Source organism: Ruegeria sp. AE3, from assembly GCF_056542225.1.
On the sequence record NZ_JBQFZL010000005.1, the window covers coordinates 95,122 to 107,264 of the forward strand.

General features: G+C 59.6%; 11 protein-coding genes. 2 read left to right on the forward strand and 9 right to left on the reverse strand.

Features of this window, described 5'->3' with window-relative positions; translation table 11 throughout:
- Positions 1-36: 36 nt before the first annotated feature.
- Genes ACR0NZ_RS11890 through ACR0NZ_RS11900 form a run of 3 tightly spaced genes read right to left on the reverse strand, consistent with a single transcriptional unit; the run spans position 37 to position 4,597 of the window.
- A complete protein-coding gene (locus ACR0NZ_RS11890) occupies positions 37-3,084 on the reverse strand; it encodes an efflux RND transporter permease subunit (protein WP_480519130.1) in 3,048 nt (1,015 codons plus the stop codon).
- Positions 3,085-3,095: 11 nt separating this feature from the next.
- Complete coding sequence (locus tag ACR0NZ_RS11895; RefSeq protein ID WP_480493636.1) at positions 3,096-4,133, reverse strand: efflux RND transporter periplasmic adaptor subunit; 1,038 nt, start codon at positions 4,131-4,133, stop codon at positions 3,096-3,098.
- Positions 4,130-4,597, reverse strand: coding sequence for a MarR family winged helix-turn-helix transcriptional regulator (locus ACR0NZ_RS11900; protein ID WP_480475511.1), 468 nt, complete (start codon positions 4,595-4,597; stop codon positions 4,130-4,132). Before ACR0NZ_RS11900 ends, ACR0NZ_RS11895 begins: the two co-directional genes overlap by 4 nt.
- A gap of 161 nt (positions 4,598-4,758) precedes the next feature.
- Here ACR0NZ_RS11900 and ACR0NZ_RS11905 point away from each other — a divergent pair, with 161 nt between their 5' ends.
- Complete coding sequence (locus ACR0NZ_RS11905) at positions 4,759-5,883, forward strand: beta-ketoacyl-ACP synthase III (RefSeq protein ID WP_480493634.1); 1,125 nt, start codon at positions 4,759-4,761, stop codon at positions 5,881-5,883.
- A gap of 26 nt (positions 5,884-5,909) precedes the next feature.
- Here the strand turns inward: ACR0NZ_RS11905 and ACR0NZ_RS11910 are convergent, their stop codons facing one another.
- Entirely contained in the window at positions 5,910-7,712 is a 1,803-nt protein-coding gene (locus ACR0NZ_RS11910) for a hypothetical protein (protein ID WP_480519132.1), read from the reverse strand.
- A gap of 159 nt (positions 7,713-7,871) precedes the next feature.
- Positions 7,872-8,333, reverse strand: coding sequence for a hypothetical protein (locus tag ACR0NZ_RS11915; RefSeq protein WP_480475505.1), 462 nt, complete (start codon positions 8,331-8,333; stop codon positions 7,872-7,874).
- Between the two features lie 355 nt (positions 8,334-8,688).
- On the opposite strand from ACR0NZ_RS11915, the gene ACR0NZ_RS11920 reads away from it, so the two are divergent.
- Positions 8,689-9,267 carry a thymidine kinase gene (locus ACR0NZ_RS11920; protein ID WP_480519134.1) on the forward strand — a complete coding sequence of 193 codons (579 nt, stop codon included), beginning with the start codon at positions 8,689-8,691 and terminating at the stop codon, positions 9,265-9,267.
- On the opposite strand, the gene ACR0NZ_RS11925 is transcribed toward ACR0NZ_RS11920, so the two are convergent.
- The 4 genes from ACR0NZ_RS11925 to ACR0NZ_RS11940 are packed head-to-tail and all read right to left on the reverse strand — an operon-like array spanning position 9,264 to position 11,900.
- Complete coding sequence (locus ACR0NZ_RS11925) at positions 9,264-10,214, reverse strand: 2-hydroxyacid dehydrogenase (RefSeq protein WP_480519136.1); 951 nt, start codon at positions 10,212-10,214, stop codon at positions 9,264-9,266. The two genes, ACR0NZ_RS11920 and ACR0NZ_RS11925, sit on opposite strands and share 4 nt — an antisense overlap.
- Positions 10,214-10,552, reverse strand: coding sequence for a tRNA-binding protein (locus ACR0NZ_RS11930; RefSeq protein ID WP_267362951.1), 339 nt, complete (start codon positions 10,550-10,552; stop codon positions 10,214-10,216). The genes ACR0NZ_RS11925 and ACR0NZ_RS11930 overlap by 1 nt, the downstream gene beginning before the upstream one ends.
- Positions 10,545-11,360 (reverse strand): pyrroline-5-carboxylate reductase, encoded by an 816-nt coding sequence (gene proC, locus ACR0NZ_RS11935; RefSeq protein ID WP_480519138.1) that lies wholly within the window; start codon positions 11,358-11,360, stop codon positions 10,545-10,547. The genes ACR0NZ_RS11930 and proC overlap by 8 nt, the downstream gene beginning before the upstream one ends.
- A gap of 39 nt (positions 11,361-11,399) precedes the next feature.
- Positions 11,400-11,900: a type III secretion system chaperone family protein gene (locus ACR0NZ_RS11940; protein WP_209598027.1), complete on the reverse strand. Its 501-nt coding sequence runs from the start codon at positions 11,898-11,900 to the stop codon at positions 11,400-11,402.
- Positions 11,901-12,143 lie beyond the last annotated feature (243 nt).

A 12,143-nucleotide genomic window follows, 5' to 3' on the forward strand; every position in this document is an offset into this window, starting at 1 on the left:
GAGGAAACTCTGGGGCTTTTCTTTATTTCCAATGCCTTACGCAAGCGATTCCGTCGTTTTCTTTCGTTCGTCACGGGCGAAAAACAACAGGTAAAACACCGGTGCCGCAACCATTGTCAGAACGGTGGCAAATGCCAGACCGCCCATGATCGTCACTGCCATCGAGACGAAGAACGCATCCGTCAGCAGCGGCGCCATGCCCAGAATGGTCGTGACAGCCGCCAGCATGACGGGCCGCAAACGCGACACGGATGCTTCGATGATTGACTCGCGCAAGGGCTTGCCGGTGGCGCGGACCAGATCGATTTCCTCAACCAGAACAATGCCGTTCTTGATCAGCATACCCGACAGGCTGAGCAGGCCCAGAAGTGCCGTAAAGGTGAAGGGCAACCCTGTTCCCAGCAGGCCGATCACCACGCCGTTTACGGACATCGGCACCAGCAGCCAGATGATGATCGGCTGGCGGATCGCGTTGAACAACAGGACCGAGATCAACACCATGATCAGCAGGCTCAGCGGCAATTGTCTGCCCAGGCTTGCCTGTGCTTTGCGCGAGGTTTCGAACTCTCCACCCCATTCCATCTTGTAGCCGGGTGGCAGATCGATGGCCTCGATGGCGTCGCGCACTTCGGCGTGGACCTGTGCCGCTGTCAGGTCGGGCGGGATGTCGGCGCCGACGGTGATGGTCAGAACCCGATCACGACGGTGAACCAACGTATTGAGCGATTTGTACTCGAATCCATCCACCATTTGTTCAATTGGTACAAACTTTTCCGACTGGTCCGAGTACACGACCTGATCGACAATCGAGTAATCTCCGTCCGCGGGTCGGCGCAGGATAATCGGGATCAGGCGGTCGCGCTCACGGAACACACCACCCGTGATGCCGTCGGTCGAGAATTGCAGAGTGGCGGCGATATTTTCGCGCGTGACACCTGCTGTCTGCGCCCGTTCTGTTGCATAGATCGGTTGCAGCGCCAGTTCCTGTTCGCGCCAGTCGTGATGAACCAGCAGCGCGTTCGGCGATGCGGCTGCCATGCGCTGCACCGCCTCATCGGCAAGCTGGCGCAGCACGACCGGGTCGCTGCCCGAGAAGCGGGCCTGAATCGGATCACCACCGCCGGGGCCAAAGACCAGACGCTTGGTACCGAACTCACCTTCGGGGAATTGGACAGACCCAAACGCTTCAAGATCTGCTTGCAGCGCCGGGATGTCGTCCAGGCTTGCTGTGCGGATGACCATGTGCCCATAGCTGGGGTTCGGCTTTTCGGCTGAATATGTCAGCATGAAACGGGTAGCCCCCTGGCCGACAAAGGTCGTGACCGAGACGACGTCGTCGCGTGCTGCCAGCCACTCTTCGAACACCGCCATGTCTTCGGCTGTTCGTGCAATCGGTGTGCCCTGCGGCAGTTTGTAGTGCACAAAGAACAAAGGCGTGTTGGAGTTGGGGAAGAACTGCTGTTTCATCAGCCCAAACCCGGCATAACACACCACGGTTACGCCGACGAGACCAGCAACAACCAGCCAGCGGAAGCGCAGCGCAAAGCGCAGAATCGCACCATAGATGCGGAACAGGAGGCCGCCATAAGCGTCGATCTCGCCTGCTTTGCCCTGTTTGAAGAAGTAATGCCCCAATAGCGGCGTGACGGTGATCGCTAAAACCCAGCTGAGCAACAGTGAAATGCCGATCACGGCGAACAGAGAGAACAGGAATTCTCCGGTTGCGTCAGGGCTGAGGCCAATGCCCGCAAAGGCCATGATGCCAATCACGGTCGCACCCAGCAACGGGATCTGGGTTTTTGACGCCACATCGTCGGCCGCATCGCGCGAGGACTGGCCGCGCAGCATGGAGATCTGCATCCCTTCAGCCACCACGATGGCGTTGTCCACCAGCATCCCCATGGCGATGATCAGGGCACCCAGTGAGATTCGCTCCATCTCGATTGAGAAGAGCGACATGAACAGAAGCGTGCCGACCACGGTCAGCAGCAAGGTCGAGCCGACAACAATGGCCGCGCGCCAGCCCATGAAGATGCCCAGCACGGCGACTACGATGGCCACTGACATGGCAAGGTTCACGAGAAAGTCGTTCGAGGCCTGCTCGACCACCACATGTTGCTGATAGATCGGCAGGATTTCGACACCGAAGGGAATGCTTGTGTTCAACTCCGCGAATTTGGCGTCAGCGCGTTTGCCAACCTCGACAATGTTTTCAGTGGCCAGACCCGCGATACCCAAGGTGAAGGCCTCGGTCCCGTTGTAGCGGATGATAATGTCGGGGTCGTTCTGACGGGCGCGATAGACATCGGACATGTCAAAGAGGTTGATCACCTGCCCTTGCGAACCGACAGACAGGCCCGCAATGGCCGACACGCTGTCCGACCCTTCAGCCGTCAGGATGGTGGTGCGGTCGTTATCAGAGCGCAAGGACCCTGAGGAATTGACCGAATCCGCATTGGCAATCGCCTGGTTGATTGCTTGCAGCGGGACATTCTGGTTCACCGAAATCGCCAGATCGGGTTCGACAAAGATCGCCTCGTCCGGCAGGCCCTGAACCTCGACATCCGCAACGCCGTCAACGGTCAGCAGTTCCCGCCGCAGGAAGGTTGCCAGTTCGTGCTTTTCAGCGTCCGAGAACCCTTGGGCGGTCACCGCATAGAACAGGCCGAACACGTCGCCGAACCCGTCATTCACAAACGGTTGGCCGACGCCCGATGGCAGGCCGCGCGCGGCGTCGCGCACCTTGGCCCTGAGCCGGGTCCAGATGGCGGGCAGTTCGGTGCCGTCGTATGTCGACTTGATCTCAACCTCGATCAGCGACCGTCCGGGTTGATTGACCGAGGTGATGACGTCCACCTCGCCCATCTGCTGTATGGCGGATTCCAGCGGTTCCGATACTTCCAGCGCCACCTGTTCGGCGGTGGCGCCCGGGTATTGCGTGATGACAACCGCGTTCTTGATTGTAAAGGCCGGGTCTTCCAGACGGCCAAGCGATGTGAACCCCCAGATGCCCCCAATGAGAGCAATGAGAATGACCAGCCATGTGTAAAGCGGCCGGTCGATTGAGGCGCGGGCGATGTTCATCTGTCAGCCCCTCAGTTCGCGAAACCGGCGAACCGGCGCACCGTCTGACCATCCGTCAGCACAGCGCCCCCGGCCACAACGACCTCATCCCCATCTGACAGGCCCGTCAGCACCCGGACTTCGCCGGTTTGCGTGGGCTCGATGGTCACTGGGACGCGGCGCACGGTGCCCTCATCCGCCCCTACCGGGGAAAACACCACGACGTTCAGCGCGCCGTTTGCGTCAGCGACCACGGCGGTCGCCGGGACGACGATGCCTGTGCGGTTGTCCTGCACCTGAACGTTGACGGTAACGGAAGAACCGGGAAAGATTTGCAGCCCCTTTGGCGGGGTCAGGCCAAACTGGATCCGGAAAGTTTGACCGACGCTGGAGGTTTCCGCGTCGAATTCACGGATTTCCAGCGGGAAGACTTCGTCACTGACCGGGAATTTCGCGGTGATGAAGAAGTCGTCATTCTGGCCAGAGCGTTGAAACAGGATCTCGGGCACATCGACCACGATGCGAAGTTCCGACATGTCGTGAATGCGGACGATGGGGGTGCCCGCCGAGACGGTCGTAAACGCCTCGACCGAGCGGCTGGAGACCAGCGCGTCAAACGGCGCGGTCAACGTGGCGTGTTCCAGTTCATATTCCGCGTCGCGCAGGGCGATTGCGGCCAGCTGCGCCTCGGTCTCGGCGTCGTCCACGGCCACCTGGCTGGCGGTTGTACCGCGCAGGCGCGACAGGCGGGCGACGGTGCGGTCGGCCTGTTCCTTTTGCAGCCGCGCCCGATCAAGGCGCAGCTCGAACGGTTCCTGATCCAGGCGGGCAATCAGACCATCCTTGGGAATCATGAAGCCTTCGTTGATGGGCATCTCGACAATCTGGCCGGCAACCTGAAAGGCAAGATCAACGGTCTGGCGCGCGGCGACGCGGCCAAAGAACTGCCGCGTGAAACCCGGCGCGGTTTCGCGCACCTGCATGAGTTTCACCGGTTTCGGGGTATCTTGAGCGGCAATCGGGGTTGCCAGAATGGCCAGTGCAAGGCCCAGAGAGGTCAGGAGTTTCATTTCTTCAATCCCTCGGGAATTCCCGTTTTCAATACGTTGTCGCGGATTTTGCGCGCCAGTCGCGCGAATTCGGCAGTTTCTTGTTCGTTTAGGCCCGAGGCCCTGTGAAACAGGTCCCCGGCGGCGGCGACCAGCATGTTGCGGGCCTCTTCGCCCTGCTCTGTCAGCACCAGCAACCAGGCCCGGCGGTCTTCGGGGTCACGCCGCCGCGTCAGGTAGCCCGTTTTTTCAAGGGCATCGGCTGTGGCGGTGATCGTTGACGGGACGCTTAACATATCAGCGGCCAGAACGCCCATGCGCTTGGGCTGATCCAGTTTGATCAGCATGTGGCATTCCGGGTGGCTCAGGTCTGTTTCGATACAGTCGAAGGTCTCTTCCAGTTTCCAGTACAGGGCATAGACGCCCATGATCGCCTGAATCTCGGGGCTGAGGCGGCCCAGTCTGGCGCTGATATCGTCTGGCATTGGGGGGGTCTCCGCGCGGGTTACGGGGCGATATACTTCAATTTCTGAACTATTCAAGATATGAAACTGCGCCCCGGAACGAATTCCCTTAGGTCAACATATCTTGATCAAATCACGCCATGACTGCATTTTGGGCGAATCCGAAACATTCAGGACCCGCCATGTATACCCCCGCCATCACCGGTACCGGTGTCTTCACCCCGGAAAACGTCATCACCAACGCGGAGCTTGTTGAAGCGTTCAACGCCTATGCCGACAAGCAGAACGCGAAGAATGCCGAGGCCATCGCAGCCGGGCAGATGGAGGCGATGCAGCATTCCTCGGAAGAGTTCATCGTCAAGGCGTCGGGCATTCAGAACCGCTACGTGATGGACAAGGCCGGGGTGCTGAACCCGGACGTGATGCACCCGACGCTGCGCCAGCGCAACGATGACGAGCCCGGGATCATGACCGAGATGGCAGTGGATGCCTGCAAGAAGGCGCTGGCGCAGGCGGGGCGCACGGCGGCGGATGTCGATCTGGTGATCTGTGCGGCCTCGAACCACGAGCGCGCCTATCCGGCGATTGCAATCGAGATTCAGCAGGAACTGGGTATCGACGGGTTCGGCTTTGACATGAATGTCGCCTGTTCTTCGGCCACGTTCGGCATTCAGGCGGCGGCGGATATGGTGCGGTCCGGTTCGGTGCGCGCGGCGTTGGTGGTGAACCCTGAAATCTGCTCGGGCCATCTGGAATGGCGCGACCGGGATTGTCACTTTATCTTTGGTGATGTGGCAACGGCAACGCTGATCGAGCGGATCGAAGACGCAAAAGGCCCGCATTTCGAAATCCTGTCGACCCGCTGTGCCACCGCCTTTTCCAACAATATCCGCAACAACAACGGGTTCCTGCGCCGGTCGCGCCCCGATGGTGTGATTGACCGCCGCGACATGCAGTTCATGCAGAACGGCCGGAAGGTGTTCAAGGAAGTGTTGCCGATGGTCAGCAAGCATATCAGCGACCATATGGAGGCCGAAGGGGTCAGCAATACCGACCTCAAACGCCTGTGGCTGCATCAGGCCAACAAGACGATGAACGACTTCATTGGCAAGAAGGTTCTGGGCCGCGAACCCGAGGCGGGCGAGCAACCCAATATCCTTCAGGATTATGCGAACACCTCATCCGCAGGGTCGATCATTGCGTTTTCGAAATACTCTGACGATCTGCAAGAGGGCGATCTGGGCCTGATCTGTTCTTTTGGGGCCGGGTATTCGGTTGGATCGGTGATCGTGAAGCGTCACGCCTGATCTGCATTCCGCAAAGCGCTGACGGCCTAGAGATCGGCCGCCAACTGAAAAACCTGGAACGCGGCCCCTTCCCCACGATCAATCCGGCTGAGATAGGCGGGGGTTTCACCTTTTGCCAGTTGGGATTGCAGCCCGCGCCCCTGAGACGCCCAGTCCCAGAATTCGGCACGGGGCGCAGCGGTGCACAGCAGCACATAGCTTACACCCAGTGCAGCAAGACGCGGACCGGCCTGGGACGCATCCACACGCAAAACCGCGATCTGCGCCTGAATTCCGGCCCGGTTGCGGTGATAATTTCCAGCCAGAACCGAATGATCAGTATAGCGCAGCACCTCTGCCGCATAGTCAAAATCGACCAGAACCATTCCGGCTGGCAGGTCTTGCAGGGCCGCGTAGGCCTCGGGCGCTTTGCAGGGGGCGCCGATGTTTTGCGAATCCTGTGCTACCTCGGCGACGGGTGCCGCAAGGGATGGGCGCGCAAACCGTTCCAGCTGTTTTTCCACGCTGATGCCGATCTTTGGCGAGACGCAGACGATAAAGCCTATCATAGCCAAGCCGGAGAGCGTGCGGCCATGGGTTCTGTAACTGACGTAAAGGGCCCGCAGCACCTGAGCCTGAACAGCCACAAGGGACACGCCCAGAAACGTCATCATCCGGGACTGGTACAGAAACATGGAAAACCCGGTCACAATCAGCGCCAGAAACAGGAGGTAATCCATTTTGTCTTGTGACTGGCGGGCAAAGATCAAGGCCGCCACCGCCGTGATGACAGACATGGCGATCAGGGCCGCAGCCTCGCCCAGATGCCGTTCCAGAACGACGGTGATATTCTGTGCTTCAGCGACCTGGCTGAGCCAGAAGTCGCGCATGTCCTGAGGCAGATCCGCAATCGGGTTTTCAAGGCAGTGGGGTGCAAATGCGTAAGCGCAGCCAAGTGTTACAGCGCCTATCACAAGACACGCGCCGATACGCCCCCAATAGGACCAGCCCGACCCGACCCAGGCTGCTGCACACAGGCACAGGGCCGCGATCCCGGCCGGCAGGGCCACACTGATCGTCAGGGCATCGCAGCTTGGAAACAGAAAGCCCTGACGTCCCGTTGTTGCAACGCTGGCCAGCAACAGGGTCAGCGCCAGCCCGGCTCCAAACACCATGGTGTTGCGGCGGGCGGCTGTGCCGGTCACGATCCAGTCAATCGCAAGGAACACCGCGATAACCGCGATCTGCACGATCGATTCGGTGCCGACGGACACCGAAAGGGCGAGGCAGGCACCCAGCCACCCCGCAGCAGAGGGTTTGGCCTTGCGCAGGACAAAGAACATGAGGGCCGCTGCAAACAGCAGAATCTGAACATTGTGGTGGTCAAACGAGAAATAGTCGAACTTCCGATAATGTTCGAGCGTCAGCACACCGACCACCAGTGCCGAAACCGCGCCATTGCGCCCGCCCAAAGCTCCACCGGTGACAGCAAAGGCCCACAGGGTCAGCCCCGCCAGCAGCACCGGCCAGACAAACGCAGTCACTTGCAAGGCGCTGTCGGGTGGCACGACCATCGCGGACAGCGTGTAGAGCCCGGCAATCGGCGCATCGACAAGCCGGGACCAGTGCATCAGCGTACCGTCACCGGGCCCCAGCCGATGCTGATAGGCGTCAAACCAGCCCTGCCCCGCCAGCAGGTCCTGCACCATGACCCAGCGCATCGCGTCATCGGGGCCTTCCTGATAAGCACCAAACAGCACTGTGGCCAGAAAAAGCGTATAGACAAACAGGAACGACCGCCAAACCATATGGTCTGCGAGAACGCTGTAATTTCCCTGCATTTTCTGCATGGTTTACTGCCCTTGACGATCTTGCCTGCGCCGCAGCTTATCGGAAAGACGTGACTGAATTGAGGCACAGGGTCCGGTTGGTGATCATTCCACAAAGCGCACGACATCTGCTGCAATCCGGGCAGGCGGAATTTGGCCGGTTACGGACCGCAGTCAAGCCTAGCTGACGCTTTCTTCTTCCAGGTGCAGTTTCATTTCAATCAGGACCTGCTGAAGCAAACTGGTTTCTTTCAGCAGCCTTTTGGCTTCGTTCACCGTGATGATGCCATCTTCGATTGCCGATTGATATTCAGTCATCAGCATTGCAAACCGCTGGCTGAGCGCGATGACATCCGAATTCACCCCGCCTGTGCGAGGATCCTCGGTGTTGCGTTCGCTGTAGGACAAGGTGATGTTTTTCAGATCCGCCAGCGCGGATGTCACATGCGGATAAGTTGCTGCGTTTTCAAGCCGAGCCACCGCATCCACGGGCATGAACCTGTCCGCGTGTTCGGCATTGTCCGAATAATACCGGCCCAGGGTCGCCTTGGATTTTCCGGTGATTTCACAAGCAGCTTCTATTCCGACATCTTTGACCAGCGCTTCTGTGTGTTTCTTCAGATAGGCCCCGATATCTGCCATTGATTTACCTTTATTACCTGCAAACGCCCGCCCGGTGTCCAAACCGGGGAAAGCGTCGGGAAATTTCCCATACCTGAGTCATAATTGAAATGTCATACATTGACTATCCCTCAGATAAGCGGGGGATTTTGTGAGTGAGTGGCGGCAGTTCAAGCCGGTAAAGAGTGATTGCAGGGCGGTATTGTTGGGCCTTGCTTTGTTTTGGCCACATGTTGGCCGACGGCGTCGCTGTTGCAGACGCGGGGGTTCCATCCCCTACGAGCCCAGCTCGGCCTCTGCACACGCAACGGCGACGTCGCTTCTTACGACCGATTGCTCTCTTGTTCCTTTTCGTCGGGCGTTTTAGACCCACGCCATGGCAAAGCTGTATTTCAACTATTCCACCATGAACGCGGGCAAGTCGACCGTGTTGCTACAGGCGTCGCACAACTATCGCGAGCGCGGGATGCAGACCTATCTGATGACCGCCGCCCTTGACGGGCGGGCGGGTGCGGGGCGGATTGCATCGCGCATCGGCATATCGGAGCAGGCTGACACGTTCACACCCGAAGATGATGTCTTCGCCATGATCCGATCCCGGCTGGACAATGGTTCCGTGGCCTGCGTTTTCATTGATGAGGCACAATTCCTGTCCGAGGCGCAGGTCTGGCAACTGGCCCGTGCGGTGGACGATCTGGATGTGCCGGTGCTGGCTTATGGGCTACGGGTGGATTTTCAGGGCAAACTGTTCCCCGGTTCCGCCGCCCTGCTGGCCCTTGCCGACGAAATGCGCGAGGTGCGCACGATCTGTGAATGCGGTCGCAAGGCCACGATGGTGATTCGGCGGGATGAAACCGGCAAGGCCATCACCGAAGGGGCGCAGGTGCAGATTGGCGGGAACGAGACCTATGTCTCGCTCTGCCGTAAACACTGGCGTGAGGCGGTGGGCGACTAGACCGGGTTGGGCAGCGCCCTGCCCGCGACAAAGGCCGCCACGTTATCCAGCGCCATGTGACCCATGCTGCTGCGCACCTCTTCGGTGGCTGTACCCAGATGGGGCAGCAGGGTGACGTTTTCCATATCGCACAGAGCTTGCGGCACTTTGGGTTCAAATTCGTAGACGTCCAGCCCCGCCCCCGCGATCTGACCGGTTTGCAGCGCCGTGATCAGCGCGGCCTCGTCCACCACCTCGCCACGGGCGATGTTGACCAGAATAGCCGAGGGGTTCATCGCCTCAAGAACCTGCGCATTGATCAGGTGGCGGGTTTCCGCACCGCCAGGAACAGCAAGCACAAGGAAATCGACCGAGGCGGCGAGTGTTTCAAAGTCAGGTTTGAATTCCGCCGGGAAATCCAGATCTTTTGCATTGCGGGACTGATAGGCCACCTGCATTGCAAACCCGAAATGACAGCGGCGCGCGATGGCCTGCCCAATGCGGCCCATGCCGACGATGCCCACGCGCTTGCCGGTCACATGATGGCCCAGCATCTGCGTCGGGTGCCAGCCCTGCCACTGACCCGACCGCACCAGCCGCTCACCCTCACCTGCGCGCCGGGCTGTGGTCAGCAGCAGGGTCATGGCGATATCAGCCGTGGCGTCGGTGACTGCGCCGGGGGTGTTGGTTACGTCAATTCCGGCCGCGCGTGCCGCATCCACGTCGATATGGTTGAAGCCAACACCGAAATTGGCCAGCAGCTTGCAGCGCGGCTGACCTGCATCCGCAAAGACCTGAGCCGAGAACTGATCGCCCAGTGTCGGCACGACCACGTCATAGTCGGCCAGAGCGGCCAGCATCTCCTGCCGTGACATGGGCAGGGTGTTTTCCCGGATGTTCACATCGAAATCGGCGCGGGCGCGCGATTCGACTGCCGGAGTCATCGGGCGCGTGATCAGCAGTTTCATCAGTGCATCCGCCCGCCGGTTGGAACCTTGCCGTCGGGGCCGATCAAAACGATCTCGCCGCTGTCATCGGGCAGACCCAGCACCAGAACCTCGGACATGAACTTGCCGATCTGGCGCGGAGGGAAGTTGACGACAGCCATGACCTGTTTGCCGACCAGAGTGGCCGGATCGTAATGCGCGGTGATCTGGGCCGAAGTCTTGCGCTCGCCAATCTCGTCGCCAAAGTCGATCCACATCTTGATCGCGGGTTTGCGGGCCTCGGGATAGGGTTCGGCGCGGATCACCTCGCCCACGCGAATATCGACCTTGAGGAAGTCATCGAACGAAATTTCACTCACGCGAGAGCTCCTTGGATCGGTCGGTTGCAGCCTTGACGGCACGATGCAGCAGGTCGGGAAAGCCGGTTTCCTGATGCATCAGCACCTCAAGCGCGGCTTGTGTGGTGCCGTTCGGAGAAGTCACGTTGATGCGCAGCTGTGCCGGGTCTTCGTCGGACGCCATGGCCAGCGCCCCGGCACCGGCCACTGTGGACTTGGCCAGTTTCATCGCAAGCTCGGCAGGCAGGCCGTGCGCCTCGCCCGCAGCGGCCAGAGTTTCGATCAGATGGAACACATAGGCCGGGCCGGACCCGCTGAGCCCGGTGACGGCGTCCATCTGTGCCTCATCCTCAAGGCGTACGGTCTGACCCACTGCTGCCAACAGGTTTTCGGCCTGTTCCATATCGGCCTCGGAGGCGTGTGCGTTGCCGATCAGTGCCGTGATGCCCTGACGGATGGCGGCGGGCGTGTTGGGCATGGCGCGAATGATCGGGGTGTCACCGCCCAGAACAGATTCGAAGGTGGCAATCGAGGTGCCAGCCGCAACCGAAATGAACAGGCTGGACCCACCGCCCAGTGCCTGAAGGGCAGGCAGGGCTTCGCCCATCATCTGCGGTTTGACCGCAACCAGCACCACGGCGGGGGATTCGGGCAACGGTGCGTTGATATTGACGCCCTGCGCCTTCAGCCAATCTGACGGGTAGGGATCGATGACCCAAACGGAAGCTGGCGGAAGGCCGTGTTCCAGCCATCCCGCCAGCATTGCGGACCCCATCTTTCCGCACCCCAGAAGCACAAGCCCCTGTTCGGCCACTCGCGTCATGTCCATTTGCCCCTCCCGCATTACATATCGGTTCGGAGCAAAGGTTTACGCGCGGCCGTAGGCCTCTGCAATGGCCACTTGCATGGCTTCTTCTGGCCCTCTGTTGCCCCAGGTCACCAATTGGATCGCGGGGTAGTACCGCTCGGCGCTCATGACGGCGGCATTGATCATCGTGTCGATCTGGTCAGCGCTGGCAGTTTGCCCGCCTGCAAGGACCAGACCATAGCGATAGACCATCAGCTTCTGGTTTGCCCAATAGGTAAACGCGCCTGCCCAGCACTGGTCGTTCATCTTGTTGAGCAGCTCATAGAGCTGCATTTCACGCTCGGCCGGTGGTTCCATTTCGAAGCTGCACACCATGCGCAGCGTTTCGTCATAGTTGGACCAGGCCAGTGTGATCGAGTAGGTGCGCCACTGCCCTTCAACGGCCATGGCAATCTGATCGTCCCCAATGCGATCAAAATCCCAGTCGTGATGTTCGGCCAGATGCTCAACAATGTCGATCGGATGAATGTCTTCTTCGAGATACTGCTCGGAAAGGGCCATAATGCCACCTCACTAATCTCTAGCATTTCGGGGCTGGCAGCGCCCCAGCGCTAGTTGCCTGCTCTACAAACCGGGCTTCCCCCATAGGCCTGTACTAAATATGGTGCGATGTGGCGTAAGTTCTGGCAACCCTAATTATTGGGGATAACAGCAATAAGTTGTGGACAGAAAGCAACGGCGATCAAAATATTGGTGCCAGAGTCAGCTTTATCTTGAAAAAATTATGCGACGCGTCAGAATACA

What these genes read in the sequence shown, in the direction of transcription:
- ACR0NZ_RS11925 (WP_480519136.1), bottom strand. Translation starts at nt 10,214, where the DNA reads ATGAAACTGCTGATCACGCGCCCGATGACTCCGGCAGTCGAATCGCGC.
- ACR0NZ_RS11895 (WP_480493636.1), bottom strand. Translation starts at nt 4,133, where the DNA reads ATGAAACTCCTGACCTCTCTGGGCCTTGCACTGGCCATTCTGGCAACC.
- ACR0NZ_RS11905 (WP_480493634.1), top strand. Translation starts at nt 4,759, where the DNA reads ATGTATACCCCCGCCATCACCGGTACCGGTGTCTTCACCCCGGAAAAC.
- ACR0NZ_RS11940 (WP_209598027.1), bottom strand. Translation starts at nt 11,900, where the DNA reads ATGGCCCTTTCCGAGCAGTATCTCGAAGAAGACATTCATCCGATCGAC.
- ACR0NZ_RS11920 (WP_480519134.1), top strand. Translation starts at nt 8,689, where the DNA reads ATGGCAAAGCTGTATTTCAACTATTCCACCATGAACGCGGGCAAGTCG.
- proC (WP_480519138.1), bottom strand. Translation starts at nt 11,360, where the DNA reads ATGGACATGACGCGAGTGGCCGAACAGGGGCTTGTGCTTCTGGGGTGC.
- ACR0NZ_RS11890 (WP_480519130.1), bottom strand. Translation starts at nt 3,084, where the DNA reads ATGAACATCGCCCGCGCCTCAATCGACCGGCCGCTTTACACATGGCTG.
- ACR0NZ_RS11915 (WP_480475505.1), bottom strand. Translation starts at nt 8,333, where the DNA reads ATGGCAGATATCGGGGCCTATCTGAAGAAACACACAGAAGCGCTGGTC.
- ACR0NZ_RS11910 (WP_480519132.1), bottom strand. Translation starts at nt 7,712, where the DNA reads ATGCAGAAAATGCAGGGAAATTACAGCGTTCTCGCAGACCATATGGTT.
- ACR0NZ_RS11900 (WP_480475511.1), bottom strand. Translation starts at nt 4,597, where the DNA reads ATGCCAGACGATATCAGCGCCAGACTGGGCCGCCTCAGCCCCGAGATT.